Source organism: Christensenella timonensis (assembly GCF_900087015.1).
In the GTDB taxonomy this organism is placed as follows: domain Bacteria; phylum Bacillota; class Clostridia; order Christensenellales; family Christensenellaceae; genus Christensenella; species Christensenella timonensis.
Genome location: NZ_FLKP01000002.1, coordinates 299,328 through 319,772 on the forward strand (window position 1 = coordinate 299,328; position 20,445 = coordinate 319,772).

Below are 20,445 nucleotides of genomic sequence, written 5' to 3' on the forward strand. Positions count from 1 at the left end.
ACCAGCCTGTATTTTAGTAGCGGCTATTCCCGCCGGAATTATAGCCTTCCTTTTCCCAGATGCGGAACCACTCATGGAGCCGTGCAAGAAATTCTTCGTTTGTCTGCGTGCGCACGAGCATACCGATCAGCTGCTCCGTCACCTCCGTCGTGTTCCCTGACGACAGCGCCTTGCGGAGCGCCCACGTGCCTTCCAGCTCCTTTTGCGATAAGAGCAGGTCTTCACGCCGCGTACCCGACTTGGCGAGATCCACCGCCGGGAAAATGCGTTTTTCCGAGAGCTTACGGTCAAGATGAATTTCCATGTTGCCCGTGCCCTTGAACTCTTCGTAGATGATCTCATCCATACGCGAGCCCGTATCCACAAGCGCTGTGGCAATGATCGTCAGCGACCCGCCGCCTTCGATATTCCTTGCCGCGCCGAAGAAGCGTTTCGGCTTATAAAGCGACGCCGGATCGAGACCGCCGGAAAGCGTCCTGCCGGAAGGCGGTACCACAAGGTTGTGCGCCCGCCCGAGGCGCGTCAGGCTATCGAGCAGAATGACGACGTCGCGGCCGTGTTCCACCAGCCTTTTCGCACGCTCGATGACCATATCCGCAACGCGGGCATGGTTTTCCGGGCGTTCGTCAAAGGTGGAATAGACCACTTCGCCCGCGATGGAGCGCTGCATGTCCGTAACTTCCTCCGGGCGTTCGTCGATCAGCAGCACGATCATTTCCACCTCCGGGTAGTTGGTGGTAATGCTGTTGGCGATTTTCTTCAGGAGGATCGTTTTACCGGCCTTGGGCGGCGCCACGATCAGGCCGCGCTGGCCTTTTCCGATGGGAGAAATCAGGTCGATCATACGGATCGCCAGGTCGCGCGACGCGCGCACGTTTTCCAGCGTGAACCGTTCTTCCGGATAAATGGGCGTCAGCGTTTCAAACGCCGGACGGCTCTGGCATTTTTCCACGGGCTCGCCGTTGACCGTTTCGATATACAAAAGCGCCAGCAAACGTTCCCCGTCCTTTGACGGACGCGTTTTGCCGCACACCTTGTCCCCTGTCTTTAGGTTGAATTTACGGATCTGCGCCTGCGACACATAAACGTCTTTGGTGCCGGGCAGGTAGTTCTCGCTCCGCAGGAACCCATATCCTTCGGAATGTACCTCTAAGATGCCGTTGGCATCTTTACATTCGCCTGTGTTCAGGATCTCGTTGACCGCGTCGTTGTTGGGCACATATTCGATGATGCGCCTGCGGCCGGAGCCGGTCTGGCCCTCGTCTTCTTCCGCATCCCCGAGATCGTCAAGCTTGATCTCCTGCTGCGCGCCGGCCTTGGCATCCGTTTCCGGGGCCGCTTCTGCGGCGGCGGGCTCTTCTGCCTTTTTGCGCGGCCGTACGGCGCGCTTGGGTTTTTCTTCCGCTATCTTCTCTTCCGGCTTTTCGGGTTTTGGTTTGGGCGCGGGCATGCTTGCCATGCCAAAAATATCCACAGCCTGTTCTTCAGCCTGTTTTTCTTCGCCCTGCTGCTCTAATTCTAAGAGCATTGACAGAAGTTCCGCCTTTTTGTATTTTGTAGGCGATTTGACTCCTGCCAGTTTTGCGATCTCCCTCAGATCAGCCAGACTCTTGTCTTCAAGTAAACTGGTATTCACGAATCGTACTCCTTTGGTATGTTAAAAATTCAAAATAATTAGACACAATAGTAACAAACAGCTTCAAATAAAAACTTTGAATATGTTGGGGAGCAATGAAATTATATATACACAAAATTGATACAGGAAAAACTGTTATATATCCGATTGCTACAAATTTCCATTTCTACCATCTTTATTATGCGCAAAAATCCTATGTTTGTCAACGATTTTAGATATATTTATACAAAAATATTACATTTATTACCCTTCCTGTCACAAAGCGTCAAAATCCGTGCCTTTTCCCCGCCCGCCTACATCAAAAAAGGGCGTTCCCATACCCGGGAAACGCCCTTTTTTACAAAATTCAGATATAATATAAATCTTTGGAAGGATAAACCGGCTCGCACGTTAGGTTGATATTCAGTTTCTTGAGCACCGATTCGTCCGCCTGCGTGAGCATGCATGTGGAATGCACCTCGCACCCGGCAAGCATCTTCAGCTTGGTCATGCCCACCTCTGCCGTGGGGTTCATGGCCGCGCTGATGGAAAGCGCCGCAAGCACATCCTCGATATTGAGGATCGGATCGAGCTCCTTTAAGATTGCGCTTTTCAGCTTGAGGATGGGCTCTAAGGCGATGGGCGAAATGAGGCGTATCTCGTCAGAGATATTGCCCAGCTGCTTGACGGCGTTCAGGATCATGCTCGACACGTTGTTCATCAGTTCCGTCGTTTTCCCGGTGATGATGGTTCCGTCCGGCAGCTCAAGCGCTGCCGACGGCACGCCCGTCAGCTGTTCCTTTTCGAGCGCCGGCGCGACGACCTTGCGGTCATTTGGTTCCAGTTCCAGCTGCTTCATGAGCATCAGGTTTTTCTGCAGCGCTTCAGCCGTGGTATTGCCCTTTTTGTAATCGCACTGGGCATTGTAATAGCGGCGGATCACTTCCTGGCAGGCCGCCTGCCTGCATACTTCGTCGTCGATAATGGCGTAGCCCGCCATGTTGACGCCCATATCCGTCGGGGACTGGTAATATTCCTTGCTGCCCGTGATTTTCGCAAGGATCGTTTTGACGATGGGGAATGCGTCGATATCTCGGTTGTAGTTGACCGCCGTTTTTCCATAGGCTTCCAGATGGAACGGATCGATCATGTTGACGTCGTTAAGATCCGACGTTGCCGCTTCGTAGGCCATGTTGACCGGATGCTTGAGCGGTAAATTCCAAATGGGGAAGGTCTCGAACTTCGCATAGCCCGCCATATTACCACGGCGGTATTCGTGGTAGAGCTGCGACAAGCACGTCGCCAGCTTCCCGCTGCCCGGGCCGGGCGCGGTCACGACCACGAGCGGGCGCTGCGTTTCGATATATGGGTTCATGCCGTATCCTTCGTCGCTCACGATGAGCTCGATCTCGGACGGATACCCTTTGGTATGGCGGTGGATGTAGGTCTTGATGCCGCGCCGCTCCAGCCTCTGGCGGAAAACGTCCGCCGCATACTGTTCCGTATACTGCGTGATGACAACGCTGCCCACGTAAAGGCCCATGCCACGCAGGTTATCGATCAGCCGCAGCACGTCAAGGTCGTAAGTAATACCGAGGTCTGCCCGCACCTTGTTTTTTTCAATGTCGCCGGCGTTGATGCAAAAAATGATCTCCGCCTGGTCTTTTAAACTTTGCAGAAGCTTAGCCTTGCCGTTGACGTCAAACCCGGGAAGCACGCGCGACGCATGGTAGTCGTCGAACAGCTTGCCGCCGAATTCCAAATATAATTTCCCTTTGAACTGGTCGATCCGCTCAAGGATCTTCTCCGTTTGTTTTTTGATGTACAGGCCATTGTCAAAACCGATCTTCATACGATACCTCCGAATCTACGCGCCCAAAACACTTCCCAACAAAAAATACCCCGGGAGACCCGCAGTATTTCCTGTTTTCAAAATATATACCATCATCCTCCGCCCGGAGGGCGTTTTACCCACTTCTTACGGACAATGCGTACATTCCATGACAACGATCCTGTTGCGCTTTTTCAGGTTGTCGGACGTAATATCAAAAAGCCCCCCGCCAATGCGGGAAACGTCGTATTCCCTGCTTGCGGCACGCGCGAGGAAATCGTGCGAGCCAGCGATATCCAGCTTGAGCCCCGGCGTTAAATAGTGCATGGGGATCGTGATATTGGGATGAATCCTGTCCATGATGTTGAGCGCGCCCTTGGCGTCCACCGTATAAGTCCCGCCGACCGGGATCATCAAAATATCGATCTTTCCGATCGCTTCAAAAAAGCTGTCCGGCGGCATCGCGCCCACATCTCCCATGTGCAGAAGGCGCATCCCGTCCGTTTCGATCAGGTATGCGACCACCTTGCCGCGCTGCGCGCCGCCCTCTTCGTCGTGGTCAAGCTCGATCCCCCTGATCTTGACGCCGTCCACTATATTGTCGCCGGGTTTCTCGATCAGCGTATAGCCGGGCTTTAGCCCATCCACATATTCATGGTTATAGTGATCAAAATGATCATGCGTAATAAGCAGGATATCCGGCGCTTTCTCCGGTACCTTCAGCCCGATCGTATTATCGTACGGGTCGATCATAATCGTTTTTCCATCTTGCGTCGTAATATAGAAACAAGAATGCCCAATCCATTCAATCAACATAAAAATATCCTCCTCAAAAATACAAAACTTGTGTCAAAGGCATAGTGCTATGCCTTGGGTATCGATTTATAATTGATATTCAGCTTGTTCACGGCCTGCTGGTCTCCCACGCGTATCACGTATTCCAGGTCGATGTTGCCCTTGTCGGCAGAGAGCTCGCTTAATACCTGCGTCGGCAACACGGACATCTCCATCATGCCGAACGGCGTATCGTAAGCCGCCGCGAATACACGGCTTTTTAAAAACACAAATTCCGTCTCGACAAGGCCCGTACGCTTCAGCTGTACGCGATCCCCGTCGATGATCAGGCTTGTCCTCGTATTTTCCATGCCTGATAATTCGCTCTCGTCGTATTCTATGGTATATTTACCGTTGTCGCATGTCAGCATGCCCTCGGTGAACAGTTCCATCTCATGGTTATCTTCTTCATCGGCCTGATATCCACGGACATTCAGCAGAATGTTATTTTGAACCATCAAAACCGCCTCCTCTCGCTATACCCACTGGTATGAGCTTGTGTCGTCTTTTCCACACGATATAGTACTTAATAAATTATTATACCACAGAATCGGCGCCTGCAAAAATATTTTATTGAAAAAAACCTTTGATTTCGTAAAAAAATGTTGTCTCTTTCCCATTTACTGTGTTAAAATACAAGCAGAAAATAGCCCGCCAATGAAAACTTGCCTTCGAAAATTATTTGGGGGAATTCTTTGATCAGGTCTGTTTTCCCAAAAATTTTTCAGGAGGATGTCAATAATGGCAGACAAAACATTAATCTGCAAGGATTGCGGAGCGGAGTTTGTGTTTACAGAGGGCGAGCAGGAATTTTTCAGGGAAAAAGGATTCGATAATGAACCCGTCCGCTGCCCGGCTTGCAGGAAAGCAAAGAAACAGCAGCGCAATAATTTCAGGAGAGATTACGAGGACTAAGCAACGATTAAAAGAGCCGCCATAAGGCGGCTTTTTTTATACATATCTATCAGCATCCGGCAAACGCATCTTTATCTTTGTTTGCGCGCGTCACATTGTTGAGCCATTTCCCGCTCTTTAGGCGCCACAGGCATATAAACACCTTCACCACCTCGTCAAAACGCAGGAATAAAAACACAACCGGTATGGATAAATGCCAAACAAAGCCGCCAAGCGCGCCGAGCGGCAGGGCCATCGCCCACATGGTTATGATATCCAAAATCATGCAGAACATCGTATCCCCGCCGCCGCGGAACACTCCCACGACGCAAGAAAGGCCGATGGCCTGCATGATCACGATAAACGCGGCGACATACATTGTCGCATCAAGCGCGGCATAGGTTTCGGGCGTAAGCGTATAAAGGCCCATAAATACATTCTTCAAAAGCAGCAGCGCCGCCGCCGATAGTCCGGCGATCAATATGTTTGCCCATACGAGGGCATTGGCCGATTTGCGGGCGGTATCGTATTGCTGTTCCCCGATATATTTTCCAATGATCACCAGCGTCGCAGAGGCGGAGCCATATACGAAAATCGTTGTAACGCGCATAACCGTCGAAATAATACCCACGGTTGTGACGGCGGTAACGCCCATATGCCCGAGGATCGAGGTCTGTACGGACATCCCGACAGACCATGCCATCTCGTTGACCACAACCGGCAGGGCATAGCGCAGGTAATCCTTCCACAGCAATTTATCATTTTGCACCAGGCACTTGAACGACAGTTTGACGCGCTGCTCTTTTTTGGCATAAACCAGTACGATGGCAAGTTCGCTGAGGCGCGCGATCACCGTACCCATGGCCGCACCCGCAACGCCCATCGCCGGGGCGCCGAATTTTCCAAAAATAAACACATAGTTGAAAAACACGTTGACCGCGAAAGAAATGCTGTATGTTATGACTGCGATTTTTACGCGTTCTACGCTGCGCACGCACGTCAGGTATGTATTGGTAAACGCATACGGCAGAAAGGAGAGCCCTACCAGCGGCAAATATTGTGCGCCATATTCGATCACCTGATGATCGTTGGTATACATTGCCATGACCTGATACGGGGCGGCGATCACACTTACCGTCGCAACCGCGCCCGCGAGCAGCGAAAGGCGCAGTACGATACCAAATACTTTGGCGATCGTGCGCGTATCTTTTTCACCCCAATATTGCGAGATCAATACGCTTGCGCCCGTTGCCAACCCATAGATGCAGATCATCAGCAGGAAAAAGGTCTGGTTCGCGATCGTGACGGCCGATAGCTGCACCTCTCCCAGCGATCCGACCATGATGGAATCCATCAGCGCAACCGAATAGGTCAGGAGGTTTTGCAGCCCTACGGGAATGGCAAGCGACAAAAACCACCGGAATAAAAATTTATTATTAGACTTCAGCTTAAGTCTTTCCATTACGCCCTCGCTAAAAAATAAAAAACCGCTGCGCCAGTCCTGACCTGTACAGCCGTTCGTATCATATCATATTTTCGTTTTTCCAAAAAGGTTTTTTAAAAAAGCGGGCAAAATCGTCAGATAAAACGGCAAAAAAATCCACTCTCAATCCATGTGGTACCGCGCTTTGAATACTTTGAGCCCCGCACGCGCAAACGGGTTTTTTGCCAGTTTCCACAGCGCTCTTTTCTTGTCGCCTTCCGCACAGACGGCGCCGTAGAATTCATCCGCATAATCCGGGTTTTCGAGGATCACACGGTTTTTGACGTTTCCCTTTTGCACCTCGCGGTAAAACTCCAGCCACACCACGCGGTTTTCGCGCACGCCTTCTTCGTGCAGGGACAGAAAGGAATTCCCGCCGTGCAGGCGGTAAAGATAGGCTGTTTTGTCGGTATAGGCCGGTTCGTCATACAGGCACGCGCGCAGGAAGAAATCGTAATCGTGCACGTATTTATAATTTTTAAAACCTCCAACCGCTTCGTAAAGGCTGCGTTCAAAAAGCAGGTTGCCGGTGGAAATACTCACGTTTTCCGCCACCGCACTAAGCGCGATGAACCGTTTGCCCGCGATCTTGTCCTGTATTTTTTCAAAAGCCGTTGCCTGCCCGCTTTCCAATCGCCGTCCGTCCGCATCGATGCAGCGCACTTTGGAAAACCCCCACATGCTGCCTTTTTCCCGTATGGCCTGCATCATCGCAGTGAAGCGGTTTTCTTCAAACAGGTCGTCCGCGTTCAATATGGCGATATACTGTCCGGAAGCCGCCGCGATCCCTGCGTTGATCGTGGCGTGCGCGCCCATATTCCGTTCGTTTCGGGAGATCACGATACGGCCAGGGAAACGCTCTCGGAAAAGTTCGTCCTGCGCAACCGACAAAATCTCCTGCCAGCTGTTATCCTGCGAGCAATCGTCGACCACCACAAGCTCAATATTCCTGTACGTTTGCGCAGCAACACAGCCGAGCGCCTGCCGGATATATTTTTCGTAGTTATAGGATGGGATGACGACGGAAACCAGCGGCTGCATATCAAATCTCTTTTAAATAACGCGCGACCGCGTCTTTATAGTCCGGCAAACGCGCAAAGCCGCCGTCAATAAGCGTCTGCTTGGAAAGGCGCGAGTTTTTGGGGCGCGCCGCCGCAGTGGGATGTTCTTTCGCATATTCTTCCGATGTCACGGGAACCACCTTCGTCTGCCGGCCCGCCTGCGCAAAAATTTCTTTCGCAAAATCGTACCAGGTGATGTCGCCTTCGTTGGACGCCTGGTATACGCCGTATTTGCGCGAACCGAGCATGTCGCAAATGAGGGATGCCACATCAAACGTATAGGTGGGCGCGCCGTGCTGGTCGCATACCACAGAAATTTCGTCGAGCGTTTCGGACAGGCGCAGCATCGTTTTTACAAAATTACCACCGTTTTTCCCGAACACCCAGCAGATGCGCAGGATATAAGAATCGTTTAACAGCTTTTGCACCTCAAGCTCGCCGCCGTATTTGGTTTCACCGTAAACATTCTGTGGATTTTTGGGGTCGTCGGCCTCCCACGGTGTATCCTTGGAAAACCCGTCGAACACGTAATCCGTACTGATGTACATCATTTCCGCTTGGACGGCTTTTGCCGCGAGCGCAACGTTCTTGGTGCCCATGACGTTAACCGCAAAGCAGGTATCGCGGTCGCTTTCCGCTTTATCCACCGCCGTATAGGCCGCGCAGTGCACGATGCTCGTGGGCGCGTATTCCCTGATATACGAAAGTACGGCCTTCTCGTCCGTCAGGTCGAAGTCGGCGATATCCACGCCGCGGTTTTCGATGCCGCGCAAGTCAAGGTGCCGCACCACGTCATAGCCGAGCTGTCCCTTTACCCCTGTCACCAATACTTTCATCGTTTGCTCCTATCTGTCCGCGTACATCTTCTGGTAATAATTCTGGTAATCGCCGCTTACAATATTCTTCCACCAGCCTTCGTTGGCAAGATACCAATCCACTGTCTGCGCGATCCCCTCGTCAAACGTCGTCGTGGGTTCCCAGCCGAGTTCATTCATCATCTTGGTCGGGTCGATCGCATAGCGCAGGTCGTGACCCGCGCGGTCTTTTACATACGTGATCAGGCTTTCCGGCTTGTTAAGCTGCTTTAAGATCGTCTTTACGACCTGCAGGTTCGTACGCTCGTTATGCCCGCCGATATTATATACCTCGCCCACGCGTCCGCCATGGATAATCCTGTCGATAGCCGCGCAGTGGTCACGCACATAAAGCCAGTCGCGCACATTTTCCCCCGTTCCGTATACCGGCAGGCTCTCGTCCGCCAGCGCGCGGGAAATAATGAGCGGAATCAGCTTTTCCGGAAAATGGTACGGCCCGTAGTTGTTCGAGCAGCGCGAAATCGTAACCGGCAAATGGAACGTCCTGTGGTACGCCTGCACCAGTAAATCTGCGCCGGCCTTGGACGCCGAATAGGGAGAGGATGTATGAATGGGCGTTTCTTCCGTAAAGAACAAATCTGGGCGGTCGAGCGGCAAATCGCCGTAAACCTCGTCTGTCGAAACCTGATGGTAACGCTTGACGCCGTATTCGCGCGATGCATCCATCAGCACCTGCGTTCCCAGAATATTCGTACGCAGGAAGATTCCCGGGTCTTTGATCGAGCGGTCGACATGGGACTCCGCCGCGAAGTTTACTACGATGTCCGGGTGTTCTTCCCCGAACAGCGCAAACACCGCTTCCCGATCCGCGATATCTGCCTTGACGAACTTCACATTCGGCCGGTCAAGGACATCCTTTAAGGTTTCCAGATTGCCCGCATAGGTGAGCAGATCCAGTATCACGATTTCATAGTCCGGATGGTTTTCCAGCATGTGAAACACAAAGTTGCTGCCAATAAAACCTGCCCCGCCTGTTACCAGTATCTTCATCTTACTTAACTTCTCCTTCTGCCTGCCAGTTTTTGCAGACGTCGATCCATCCTGCCGCCTTTGCATATTGCATCAGTTCGCCGCACGTAAGCTCGATCGCGCTGTTTGCGCTCCCGCATGCGGGGAACACGGTGTCAAACCTTTTGAGGGATTCATCCAGATACACCTTTACTTCCTTTGGCACGGCAAACGGGCATACGCCGCCCACCGGATGCCCGGTCAACTCCGGCACTTCCTGCGCTGTGAGCATCTTTGCCTTCGTGCCAAAATACGCCTTGTACCGTGCATTATCGATCTTGGCATCGCCCGCGGCCACGATAAGCACACACCGATCCCCCACCTTGAAGGACAACGTCTTTGCGATACGCGCGCCCTGCACCCCCAGGGCCAATGCCGCCAGCTCTACCGTCGCGCTGGAGTCTTCCAGCTCGCGCACCCTGCCGTCTATGCCGAACTGCTTAAAATATTGCTTTACCGTTTCTACCGACATCACTTAAAAATCCACATCACTGTCTTTGAGCAGCGGCGCCTGCAAATCTTTTTGCGAGAGGATCGGGTTTTCGATGCCCCATTCAACGCCGATCTCCGGGTCGTCGAAACGGATAGAACGGTCACATTCCGGCGAATAGACCTCATCCACCTTGTATTGTACTTCTACATCATCACTGAGCGTCAAAAAACCGTGCCCCATGCCCTTGGGCATAAAGAACATGCGTTTATTCTCTGCCGAAAGTTCCACCGCGTACCATTTTTTATACGTTGGGGAATCCTTTCTCAGATCCACCGCCACATCGAGGATCTTCCCGCGGGTGCAGCGCAGCAGCTTTGCTTGCGCCATTGGGTTTTTCTGGAAATGCAGCCCGCGCAACGTCCCTTTTTGTGCGGAAAACGACTGGTTGTCCTGTACGAATTCACAGGTGATGTCCAGCTCTTCAAACTTTGGTTTGCTGTATGTCTCCATGAACCATCCGCGATGGTCTCCGTGTACGTCCGGCTCTATGACGACCAGGCCTTCGATGCCTGTTTCTTTGAGCTTCATATATCGAGCACCTTCCCTTCCGCAACTGCATTGAGATGCTCCCCGTACGGCGATTTGCCGTATTTTGCGGCGCTGCTGCGAAGCGTGTCGCAGTCGATCCACCCTTTGCGAAACGCGATCTCCTCCGGCGCGGACATGACGATGCCTTGCCGCTTTTGCAGCATGCGTACAAATTCCGCCGCCTCGATCAGCGAATCGAACGTCCCGGTGTCCAGCCACGCATAGCCGCGCCCCATCAGCTTGACGTCAAGATCGCCCTCTTTTAAATAGACTGCGTTCAGGTCTGTCACTTCGAGCTCGCCGCGCGCGCTTGGCTTTAACGCCTTGGCATATTTCGATACGCGGTTGTCGTAGAAGTAAAGGCCGGTAATCGCATAGTTGGATTTTGGATCCTGCGGTTTTTCTTCCACAGAAAGCGCCTTGCCGTCCTGGTCGAACTCCACGATGCCAAAACGCTCCGGGTCGTCCACGTAGTAACCAAATACGGTAGCCCGGCCGCTGTCCGCATTGGCTACCGCCTCCGCCATCAACTGGGAAAGCCCGTTCCCGTAAAAGATATTGTCGCCTAAGATCATCGCGCACGTATCGCCCGCGATAAATTCCTCACCGATAATGAAGGCTTGCGCAAGGCCGTCCGGCGACGGCTGCTCCTTATAGGAAAGCGAAATCCCGAACTGCGAACCGTCCCCCAGCAGGCTTTTAAAGCGCGGCAGGTCGACAGGCGTCGAAATGATCAGGATATCCTTGATGCCCGCCAGCATGAGCGTGGAAAGCGGATAATAAATCATCGGCTTGTCGTAAACCGGCAAAAGTTGTTTGCTGGACATGATCGTGAGCGGATACAGGCGCGTTCCCGAGCCTCCCGCAAGTATAATTCCCTTCATAGCTTCCCCCTTTTTCCATGGGTATTTTACTGCATTATCATAACTTTTTTTGCTTCCCTGTGTCAAGCGGCTGCGCTTTGCCGCGCCACTTCCAGAAGTACTTGAACATGGAACCGATGTGGATCAGTAAATAGCGCAAGCTGTGCGCGCTGCTGCGTGCATAATCGTGCACCACGTAATCGTACGGGTAAAAGACGACGCGCGCGATCTGAAGCGCCATGCGCGACAAATCCGCATCTTCAAAATACATGAAATACCGTTCGTCAAATCCGCCGATCTGCTTAAAAAGCTCTGTGCGGACTAATAAAAAGCACCCGCTGGCAAATTCGATATCCGTGACCTCCGTGAGGTCTTCATCCAGCATCTTATAATGCCTGCGCAGGTTCTCCCATTTTTTCCCGGGCGTACGGTTTGCGATCAAATATTTCAACTTGGGATTGCGTTTGGGCAAATACTGCGGGTCGCCGTTTGTGTAGCGTACCGCCGGGGTACACAGCCCGATATCCGGGTTTTTACGCAGGAAGCCCGTGAGCTCCGCCAGGATGTCGCTGTGCAGGATGATATCCGGGTTGACGATCGCGTGGAAATCCGAATCGATCAGGTCAAGAACCAGGTTATGTCCCGCGCCAAACCCCAGGTTTTTATCGCTGAACACAACGCCGATCGCCGAAAACTCATCCGCCAGGCGCACCGCGCTGTCGTCCTTGGACGCATTGTCGACCAAATAGATCTTCATGCGCACGCCGTGCGTATATTCAAGAAGCGTCCGGATGGCCTGGCGCGCTTTCTCATAGTTGTTATAGTTTACGATGCTGACCGTTACGTCATATTTCAAATTCGCTACCCTCCGGCGAGCCTTCATGAACTCTGTAATATTATATCAATAAACCGCGGTATTTTCCATCTGTAATTTACGGGGATATGGATTGCGTATTCCGCAGGGCCGGTGTATAATAAAGGCAGGATCCAAAAAGGGTGGATTACTTATGGAAAACGATTCAAAGAAACAAAAAAAGATACGCGGCAATGTGATCACGGTCGTTGTTGTGACGGCGTTGATTGTATTTTTTGTGCTCAGCATGGTGCAAATGTTCAATACAAAGGTAGCGGAGTACAAGTTATCGCCCCAGTATCAGGCATTCCAGGAGCGCTGGGCACAGCAGCACGATCCTGCGCAGCCCACGGGATTATTTGACTGAATTTTAAAAGGCAAAGCCCCGCCTTAAGGCGGGGCTTTTTTGTTGTATCTCTTGAATCACATAGATTTCATATATACGTCGATGATATCCTGCCGTGTCATGGCTACGGGAGTTGCTTCAATCGCGCCGCGCATCGCAAACAGGGCGTCGTCTGCAAGGGACGGGATGGACTGCTCGGTAACGCCCAGCGACGAGATCGTGATGTCCCTGCCGAAGGCCGCCAAAAACGCACGGAGCTGATCCGCGCATCCGCGCGCGAGCTCTTCTTCCCCCTGCTGCGGGTCTGCGCCCAGCAACACTGCCACCTTGGCAAATTTGGGGATGTTCCCCTGGTAGGAATACTCTGTCAGCGCCGGCCCCAGCGCACACAGCGTTTCGCCATGGATCGCGCCGAAATGTCCGCTGATGCTGTGCCCCATGCCATGGATCGCGAACGTGCCGCCGAGCGAAATCGCCGTGCCCGCAAGCATATTGGCAAGGGACATCGCGCTGCGCGCTTCTAAGTCCTGCGGATTGTCCACGCATTTTTTCAGGTTGTCCACAACCAGCTCGATCGCGCGTTTGGCAAACATATCCGCGTATTCGTTTGCATCCTTGCATACATAGGCCTCAAACGCATGGAAAAACACGTCAAGCCCGGTATTGACCGTCACCTTTTCGGGCAAGGTCAGCGTCAGCTCGGGATCGACGATGGAAACCGTCGGATACCAGAAATCGTGCCCCGTACCCGGTTTATTGCTGTTTTCCGGGTTTGTCACCACGGCGAACGGCGTCGCCTCACTGCCCGTTCCCGAGGTCGTTGTGACCGCGATGATGGGCAGGCACTTAAGCTCCCTGTCGTCCGTATCGGCGAACTTCCCGCCCGGGATATAATCAGCGGCGCTGCCGCCCGAAGCGGCAAGCAGGGCAATGAATTTGGAGGCGTCCATCGGGCTGCCCCCGCCTACTCCGACGACCACATCGCAGCCGCTTTCGCGCGCGAGGCGCGCACCGCGATCGCATGTGGTGGTGGTCGGGTTTTGTTCCACTTCCGCAAACAAAACCGTTTCCATGCCCGCCTGCTTAAGCTGCCCTTTTACGGTCTCAAGCAGCGCCGTTTTTTCCGGCCTCACGCTTTGTCCTGTCACGATAAACGCTTTCTTCCCCAGGCCTTCCGCGTATTTCCCCAGCTCGTGCAGCACGCCTGCGCCGAATACGATCTTTTCCGGAACTTCCGCTACAAAATTTTTCATTGATTCTCACTCCTTCATTTATTTGTTTAGTAAAATATATAAATTTTTTATTAAACAGTTGCCTTCTCGTTCACCAAATGGTATGATTATATATAATAAAGTAGAAAACTTTCATCAGGTAGGTTCTTATTATGACAATCCGGGAAATCGCACGCCTTGCGAACGTCTCGCCCGCTACGATCTCACTCGTATTAAACAATAAACCGGGCGTAGGCGACGAAACAAGAAAACGCATCCAGAACATATTAAAAGAATATGACTATAAGCTTCCGCCCAAAAACAAGGTTCCGATGAAGAATATCCGCTTCTTGAAGTACAAGGATCACAGTATGATCGTTGACGGGAATGCCGGCTTTATTTCAACGATCATCGACGCCGTGGAGGCCGAATGCCGTGAAATGGGGTATAACCTGATCATCACGACAGTAAAGGGCAATTTCAAGCAGGCGCTGAAGATCCTTCAGGAGGACACCTCCGACGGTATCATCCTGCTTGGTACGGAGATCCCTCCTGCCGATTATCCGCTTTTGAAGACGATCGCAACGCCGATGGTCATCGTGGACAACATCATGTCGCGCGAGCCTTATGAGTGCGTTGTGATGAACAACCAGGAAACCACCTATTTCGCGCTGAAGTATCTCTCTGACCTTGGCCACAGCGAGGTGGCGTACTTCAAAAGCTCCACCGAAATCTCAAACTTCCATGAGCGAAGCCTGGCCTTTTACGATTGTTGCGGGGCCCTCGGCCTCACGTGCACCAATACCTTTGAGCTGACGCCCACGCTGGACGGCGCATATGATTCCATGAAGGAATACATCGGCAATGGCGCAAAATTCCCGACGGCAGCCTTTGCCGACAACGATACCATCGCGCTTGGCGCTATGAAAGCCTTGCAGGAGGCCGGGTATAAGATCCCGGACGATATTTCCATCATGGGCTTTGACGATATCCCCTATTGCACGATTTCCGACCCGCCGCTGACCACGATGCGCGTACCGCGGCGCAGGATCGGCCGCCGCGCTGTACGCAGGTTATGCGAACGGATGCAGGAAGACCCGATCAACAGCAATGTCAAAATACTTTTGGGGTCGCGCCTCGTAGAGCGGCAAAGCACCTGCCCGCCCAGGAAAAAATAATCTTCTTTTCTCTCCTTTAAGCGTGCTGCCTTCTGGCAGTACGCTTTTTGTTGCGCTCGCAAGCGGGAACAGCAGCGGATTGTAACAAAGAGAGGAAAGGCAGACATTTCTGTCCGCCTTTTCCATCATCTATGCTTAGAAGCTATACCATTGTTATGCGACCGCGTCCGCAAAGCCTTCCATCAGCAGCTTTGCAACCGCCGCGCCCGGATCCAGGAGCTCGCGGGACGCTTCTCCGCGGGTCGCCGCACGTCCGTGTACTGCCAGCATCCCTTTTGTAGCGAGGAATCCTTCTTCCGCAGCCTTTTTCGCGTTTTCAGCCATCGTTTTGAGGTCTGCTCCCGCCGCTGCGTCCTTTTTCAGGGATTCGACCGCCGGATACAGCCCGTCGAGGAACGTTTTATCCCCCACCTTCGCGCTCCCGCGGTTCATGACGCCGTCAAGGTATGCCTGGAACAGCGCGGCCACATCCTGTGTATCCAGCTCTTCTTTTCCCTTCAGCACCTTGCCCGCATTCATGAGCCCGGACGCCATCAGCGTACCCATTGTGGACGGGACTGCCGTTGACATGGCCTTGCCGCCGAAATACAGCATCTTGCCAAGGTCTTTTTCTTCACCGGCCGCCACCGCATCGTATGCTGCGGCAAAACCGTCGCTCATCGTAAGGCCGAGATCGCCGTCGCCTACCACGCCATCGATCTCGATCAGGTAATCGCGGCTTTGCGCCATAATTTTTTTCCAGCACGCAAGCACGTTCAGTAAGTCTTTCTGATTCATTTCTATCGCCTCCTAAAGCCGCTATATCTGTTTGAAGAAAGGTGTGTTGGCCGGTTTATCAACCAGTTTCTTCAGCTCGTCGTCCAGCTTTAACAGTGAAATGGACATACCTGCCATTTCAAGGGACGTCGCATATTCGCCGACATACACCTTATATGGTTTGATCCCCTTTGCTTTTAAGATCTCATCGACCTTGCGGTATACGACATACTGCTCTTCCAAAGGCGTGCCGCCGAGACCGTTGATAAGCACTGCCACTTCATCGCCCGATACATAGGGGATATCCGCGATGATGGGCTCCATCATTTCCGCAACGATTTCGTCTGCCGGCAAAAGCTTGCCGCGGCGGATACCCGGTTCGCCATGGATGCCCATGCCGATCTCCATCTCGTCGCCAGCGATCTCAAAGCTCGGTTTGCCTACGCGCGGAACGACGCACGGCGTTAGGGCAACGCCCATCGTGCGCACGTTCGCACATGCTTTTTCCGCGATACGCTTGACTTCGTCAAGCGGCATCATTTCTTCTGCCGCCGCACCCGCGCATTTATAGACAAAGAAGATGCCCGCAACGCCGCGCCGCGTGTTTTTCGCCCCCGGGGCCGCCGGGCCCGCCGAAGCGACGTCCTCGCCCGCGACAACGCTCTGCACTTTGATATCCGCTTCAAAATCCGCCATTTCGGCCGCCATATCGAAGTTGAAAATATCGCCGTTGTAATTCCCGTAGATATACAGCACGCCCGCGCCTGAATCGATTTCTTTCGTCACCTCGAACATCTGTTCCGCACTCGGGGACTGGAATACGTCGCCGATGGAGCAGCCGTCGAGCATGCCCTCTCCGACATAGCCGAGGAACAGCGGCAGGTGTCCGCTGCCGCCGCCTGTGGCGATCCCGACCTTGCCCGGTTTTTTATATTTGCTGACAAGGCAGTGCAGGTCATTCCCCGCATAGCCGACCATGTCGCCATGCGCAAGGTAGATGCCCTCCAGCATTTCCTTGATAAAATCTTCCGATTTGTTGATTATTTTCTTCATGACGTTTTCCTCACTTTTAATTTTTTAGGCCGTCCGCCGTATACCTCCGCGCCATACTGCACCATCATAACGCCGATCATGACAAGCCCGTACACAAAGGTCTTCAGGTAGGAATCAAAGCGCAGGATGTTAAAGGCGCTGGAAATGATCTGCAGTACCAGGATGGAAAGCACCACCCCTGCCAGCTTTCCTTTGCCGCCCGACGGCGAGATACCCCCGAGGATAACGATCAGCAGCGTCAGCAGCTGGTAAGAGGTACCGTAGTCCGCCTTTGCCGAGCCATAGTGCGAAGCCACGATGATGCCCGCGACTGCCGCCATGATCCCGGACGCCATGTATGTTTTCATGGTCACGCCGAAATTGTTGATGCCGGAATACGCCGAAGCCGTCGGGTTTGCACCCATCAGGTACAGCTGCTGGCCATATACGGTAAAGCGCAATACCAGGAACAATACCACGACCACCGCGATGAAGATAAACAACGGGATCGGGATCGCATTGAACACCAGGCCGTTGGCGATCGCCGTGAAGCTTTCCGGCAGGCCGCTGATCGCAGGCCCTTTTGTAATCGCGATGCCCAGGCCCATAAAGATCTGCTGCGAGGACAAGGTAACGAGCATTGCCGGGATACGCAGGTTGCCGATCATGATACCGTTGAACGCGCCCGCGCCCGCACCGACCGCCACCGCAACCACGAGGGACGCCACGATGATACCGCCGCTCACGTTTTCTCCCGCAGCCTGCATAATGACCGCTGCCACGATGCCCGCAAGGTTGGAAATACCAACGACGGACAGGTCGATCCCGCCGGCGATCATGCACAGCATCATACCCAGGGACATAATACCGAATTCCGGGAACTGGTAAGCCATGGACTGGAAGGTCGCGCCTTTCCAGAAATTGCTGGGAGCGGCTACCGTCATCCAGACCACGAGGCCAATGATGATCAGCGCCAACCACAGGATATTCTTATCGATGGATTTAAATACGTTAACTTTCGTCTTTTCCATAAGTCACACCCCCTCAAATCTTCGGGCTGAGCGCGATGCGCTTCGCCTTGATGGACGTAATCGAGCAGCCCACGATGATCAGGACGCCAATGACGAATGTCTGCCAATAGGTGGGAACCCCCAGCATGATCAGGTTGTTCTGCACAATACTGATCAGTGCCACGCCGAGTATCGTTCCGAGCACGCTGCCGTGCCCCCCTGTGATCCTCGCGCCGCCCAGAACGACAGCCGCAATGACCATCATTTCGCTGCCCATCAGGTTCATGGGGTTTGAGTTGCGGGCCAAAAGCGTATATGTCATACCTGTGATGCCCACAATGACGCCTACAAAAATATAAATGAAATATTGCGTCTTGACTACGTTGAAGCCAGCCCTGCGCGCCGAATTCTGGTCGCCGCCAATGGCGTAAATGGAACGGCCCAGCATCGTATATTTGAGCAGGAACCATACTACCACGCACAGCACGATCGGCAGGATGATAAACACCGACATCGAAGATACCTTGTCCGCCGACCCTACCTGGAAGAGGAAGGATTTGGACGCGGCGTCGAGCTGAGACGGCAGGTTGGAAATTTCATTCGTACCCACAAAAGCCAGCAGCGCGCCGTTTATGAGGCTGCTCGTTCCCAAAGTCGCAATCAGCGTCGGGATTTTGAATGTGCCGACCAAAAAGGCGTTGATCAATCCGAGTCCCGCACCGATGCCGGCCGCAATCAGGAACGCCGGCAAAACGCCGTCCCAGCCGTTGTCGATCATCATTTTGGTGGTCAAGTACATCGCAAACGACGCGAACGCCGGAAACGATACGTCGATCCCGCCGGAAATAATAACGATCATTTCACACATGGCGAACATCAGCATGGTCAGCATCGCGCGCGCCGTATCGACCGCGGTATTTGCGCTGAAAAATGCGTTGTTTGCGATGCCGATCATCAGGCACAGGCCGATAATGATATAGATAACAATCGCCTGGTTTGAAGTAAAAATATTATTTTTTACAAATTTATTTGATTTATCCATAACGATACCCCCTTCCTATGCCTGCTCGCTCAACAGAGCGGCCAGCTTCGTTTCGTCGAGATCTTCCGCATCCATACTTGCAGCCAGCTTGCCGCCGCGCATGATCACGATCTTGTTACAGTTCTGGATGAGCTCCGGCAGGTCGTCCGAAATGATGATGACGCCCACGCCGTCCTCTACGAGACTGTGCAGTATTTTATGGATATCCGATTTGGAACCGATGTCCACGCCTACGGTAGGGCCGTTTAAGATCAGCAGCTTCGGGCTGGTGTTCAGCCACTTGGCAAGCACGACCTTCTGCTGGTTCCCGCCGGAGAGCGTCTTGATGGGCGGCTGGGGCGAAGGAGCGGCAATGGACAGCTTTTTGATCCATTCCCACATAGATTCTTTCATGCCCTTATAATCGATCCTGCCGCCTTTCAGGTAATTCTTGATCGAGGCGGCCACTGTGTTGGTACCGATCGGGATTTCGAGGAACAAACCTTCCGTAAGGCGATCCTCCGGCACGTAGCCAATGTTGTTTTTCATCGCATCGGCAACGCTTTTGATCTTGATCTCCTTGCCATCAAGGAATATCTTACCGCCGGTCGGCGGCGCCATACCGAACAGCGCTTCGCCGATTTCTCCGCGGCCGGAACCCAGAAGGCCGGTAATGCCGAGCACATCCCCTTCGCACAGCGTGAAACTGACGTCGGAAAATTCCCCGGTACGCTCCAAGTCCCGTACCTCGAGGATTTTTCTTTCCTTTTGCTGCGGGCGGTAGAAAACGTCTTCAATTTCCCTGCCCGTCATTGCTTTGACAAAGCGCGCGCGGTCGAATTCGTTGATGGGGCCGTCCGCCACGTTTTCGCCGTTGCGCAGGATGGTGAGCGTCTGGGCGATGTCGTATACCTCGTCCAGTTTATGGTTAACGATGAGTACCGCAATCCCCTGGGATTGCAGCATTTTGATGATTTCGAATAATTTCGCAACTTCTTTTGCAGTTAGGGCCGTAGTCGGCTCGTCCATGATGACCAGTTTTGCGTCATTTAAAAGCGCACGGCAGATGGCGACCATCTGTCTGTTCGCTACGGACAAGCGTTCCACCAAAACGTCAAGCGGGATCTTTGCGCCGATTTTTTCCATCGCTTGTTTGGCGATACTGCGCACGTCTTTCCAATTGACAATTTTTTTACCGGAATTGAGTTCACTGTTAAGAGCGATATTTTCAGCGACGGTCATGTTCGGAAAAACTGAAAAGTCCTGATAAATGACCTGGATGCCCATTTTGATCGCTTCCATGGGCGTCAATGATTTGAATGTTTTTCCGTCGATGTAGATCTCACCTTCGTCGGCGTCGTGAGCGCCGGAAATGACTTTGATCAGCGTGGATTTGCCGCAGCCGTTTTCTCCGGCCAGGCAGCGAACCTCGCCTTTATTGATCGTCAGGTCAACGCCTTTTAAAGCCTTTACACCGCCAAAGGATTTTTTGATTCCTGTTACTTTCAAGAATACCTCTGACATGATCTTGTCCACCTTTCCCCCGTTATCAT

General features: G+C 52.9%; 21 protein-coding genes. 3 read left to right on the plus strand and 18 right to left on the minus strand.

Annotated elements, in window-relative coordinates:
• Window positions 1–13: 13 nt before the first annotated feature.
• The 4 genes from rho to BN6471_RS02905 all read right to left on the minus strand — a co-directional run bounded on the left by rho (window position 14) and on the right by BN6471_RS02905 (window position 4,738).
• On the minus strand, window positions 14–1,636 hold the full coding sequence (gene rho, locus BN6471_RS02890; RefSeq protein WP_066645351.1) for a transcription termination factor Rho: 1,623 nt from the start codon (window positions 1,634–1,636) through the stop codon (window positions 14–16).
• A 346-nt stretch (window positions 1,637–1,982) separates the two neighbouring features.
• Window positions 1,983–3,467, minus strand: a complete 1,485-nt coding sequence (locus BN6471_RS02895) for a DUF1846 domain-containing protein (RefSeq protein WP_066645353.1) — start codon at window positions 3,465–3,467, stop codon at window positions 1,983–1,985.
• A gap of 126 nt (window positions 3,468–3,593) precedes the next feature.
• Entirely contained in the window at window positions 3,594–4,262 is a 669-nt protein-coding gene (locus tag BN6471_RS02900) for an MBL fold metallo-hydrolase (protein ID WP_066645356.1), read from the minus strand.
• Window positions 4,263–4,309: 47 nt separating this feature from the next.
• The gene (locus BN6471_RS02905; protein WP_066645357.1) at window positions 4,310–4,738 is read right to left on the minus strand and encodes a YwiB family protein; all 429 of its coding nucleotides are present in this window, start codon (window positions 4,736–4,738) and stop codon (window positions 4,310–4,312) included.
• A gap of 283 nt (window positions 4,739–5,021) precedes the next feature.
• On the opposite strand from BN6471_RS02905, the gene BN6471_RS02910 reads away from it, so the two are divergent.
• The gene (locus BN6471_RS02910) at window positions 5,022–5,195 is read left to right on the plus strand and encodes a zinc-ribbon domain-containing protein (RefSeq protein ID WP_066645364.1); all 174 of its coding nucleotides are present in this window, start codon (window positions 5,022–5,024) and stop codon (window positions 5,193–5,195) included.
• Window positions 5,196–5,244: 49 nt separating this feature from the next.
• Here BN6471_RS02910 and BN6471_RS02915 read toward each other — a convergent pair whose 3' ends face one another.
• From BN6471_RS02915 to BN6471_RS02950, 8 genes are all read right to left on the minus strand, one after another.
• Complete coding sequence (locus BN6471_RS02915; protein ID WP_066645366.1) at window positions 5,245–6,636, minus strand: MATE family efflux transporter; 1,392 nt, start codon at window positions 6,634–6,636, stop codon at window positions 5,245–5,247.
• A 144-nt stretch (window positions 6,637–6,780) separates the two neighbouring features.
• The gene (locus BN6471_RS02920) at window positions 6,781–7,698 is read right to left on the minus strand and encodes a glycosyltransferase family 2 protein (RefSeq protein WP_066645368.1); all 918 of its coding nucleotides are present in this window, start codon (window positions 7,696–7,698) and stop codon (window positions 6,781–6,783) included.
• A 1-nt stretch (window position 7,699) separates the two neighbouring features.
• Window positions 7,700–8,554, minus strand: a complete 855-nt coding sequence (gene rfbD / locus BN6471_RS02925; RefSeq protein WP_066645369.1) for a dTDP-4-dehydrorhamnose reductase — start codon at window positions 8,552–8,554, stop codon at window positions 7,700–7,702.
• 9 nt (window positions 8,555–8,563) lie between these two features.
• Window positions 8,564–9,583: a dTDP-glucose 4,6-dehydratase gene (gene rfbB / locus BN6471_RS02930; protein ID WP_066645371.1), complete on the minus strand. Its 1,020-nt coding sequence runs from the start codon at window positions 9,581–9,583 to the stop codon at window positions 8,564–8,566.
• 1 nt (window position 9,584) lies between these two features.
• Complete coding sequence (locus tag BN6471_RS02935; protein ID WP_066645373.1) at window positions 9,585–10,073, minus strand: YbaK/EbsC family protein; 489 nt, start codon at window positions 10,071–10,073, stop codon at window positions 9,585–9,587.
• 3 nt (window positions 10,074–10,076) lie between these two features.
• Window positions 10,077–10,622: a dTDP-4-dehydrorhamnose 3,5-epimerase gene (gene rfbC, locus BN6471_RS02940; protein WP_066645375.1), complete on the minus strand. Its 546-nt coding sequence runs from the start codon at window positions 10,620–10,622 to the stop codon at window positions 10,077–10,079.
• Complete coding sequence (gene rfbA, locus BN6471_RS02945; RefSeq protein ID WP_066645377.1) at window positions 10,619–11,506, minus strand: glucose-1-phosphate thymidylyltransferase RfbA; 888 nt, start codon at window positions 11,504–11,506, stop codon at window positions 10,619–10,621. Before rfbA ends, rfbC begins: the two co-directional genes overlap by 4 nt.
• Window positions 11,507–11,543: 37 nt before the next feature.
• Window positions 11,544–12,341, minus strand: coding sequence for a glycosyltransferase family 2 protein (locus BN6471_RS02950; RefSeq protein WP_162270170.1), 798 nt, complete (start codon window positions 12,339–12,341; stop codon window positions 11,544–11,546).
• A gap of 151 nt (window positions 12,342–12,492) precedes the next feature.
• Between BN6471_RS02950 and BN6471_RS02955 the strand changes: the two genes are divergently transcribed.
• Window positions 12,493–12,705: a hypothetical protein gene (locus BN6471_RS02955; RefSeq protein ID WP_066645381.1), complete on the plus strand. Its 213-nt coding sequence runs from the start codon at window positions 12,493–12,495 to the stop codon at window positions 12,703–12,705.
• Between the two features lie 56 nt (window positions 12,706–12,761).
• Here BN6471_RS02955 and BN6471_RS02960 read toward each other — a convergent pair whose 3' ends face one another.
• On the minus strand, window positions 12,762–13,937 hold the full coding sequence (locus BN6471_RS02960; RefSeq protein ID WP_066645382.1) for an iron-containing alcohol dehydrogenase: 1,176 nt from the start codon (window positions 13,935–13,937) through the stop codon (window positions 12,762–12,764).
• A gap of 131 nt (window positions 13,938–14,068) precedes the next feature.
• On the opposite strand from BN6471_RS02960, the gene BN6471_RS02965 reads away from it, so the two are divergent.
• On the plus strand, window positions 14,069–15,073 hold the full coding sequence (locus BN6471_RS02965; protein WP_066645385.1) for a LacI family DNA-binding transcriptional regulator: 1,005 nt from the start codon (window positions 14,069–14,071) through the stop codon (window positions 15,071–15,073).
• A 153-nt stretch (window positions 15,074–15,226) separates the two neighbouring features.
• Here BN6471_RS02965 and BN6471_RS02970 read toward each other — a convergent pair whose 3' ends face one another.
• Genes BN6471_RS02970 through BN6471_RS02990 form a run of 5 tightly spaced genes read right to left on the minus strand, consistent with a single transcriptional unit; the run spans window position 15,227 to window position 20,416 of the window.
• Window positions 15,227–15,850, minus strand: coding sequence for a dihydroxyacetone kinase family protein (locus tag BN6471_RS02970; RefSeq protein ID WP_066645387.1), 624 nt, complete (start codon window positions 15,848–15,850; stop codon window positions 15,227–15,229).
• A 21-nt stretch (window positions 15,851–15,871) separates the two neighbouring features.
• Entirely contained in the window at window positions 15,872–16,882 is a 1,011-nt protein-coding gene (locus tag BN6471_RS02975; protein ID WP_066645389.1) for a dihydroxyacetone kinase subunit DhaK, read from the minus strand.
• A complete protein-coding gene (locus tag BN6471_RS02980; RefSeq protein ID WP_066645391.1) occupies window positions 16,879–17,892 on the minus strand; it encodes an ABC transporter permease in 1,014 nt (337 codons plus the stop codon). The genes BN6471_RS02975 and BN6471_RS02980 overlap by 4 nt, the downstream gene beginning before the upstream one ends.
• A gap of 13 nt (window positions 17,893–17,905) precedes the next feature.
• On the minus strand, window positions 17,906–18,913 hold the full coding sequence (locus BN6471_RS02985) for an ABC transporter permease (protein ID WP_066645393.1): 1,008 nt from the start codon (window positions 18,911–18,913) through the stop codon (window positions 17,906–17,908).
• A 15-nt stretch (window positions 18,914–18,928) separates the two neighbouring features.
• Entirely contained in the window at window positions 18,929–20,416 is a 1,488-nt protein-coding gene (locus BN6471_RS02990; protein WP_066649704.1) for a sugar ABC transporter ATP-binding protein, read from the minus strand.
• Window positions 20,417–20,445: the final 29 nt, after the last annotated feature.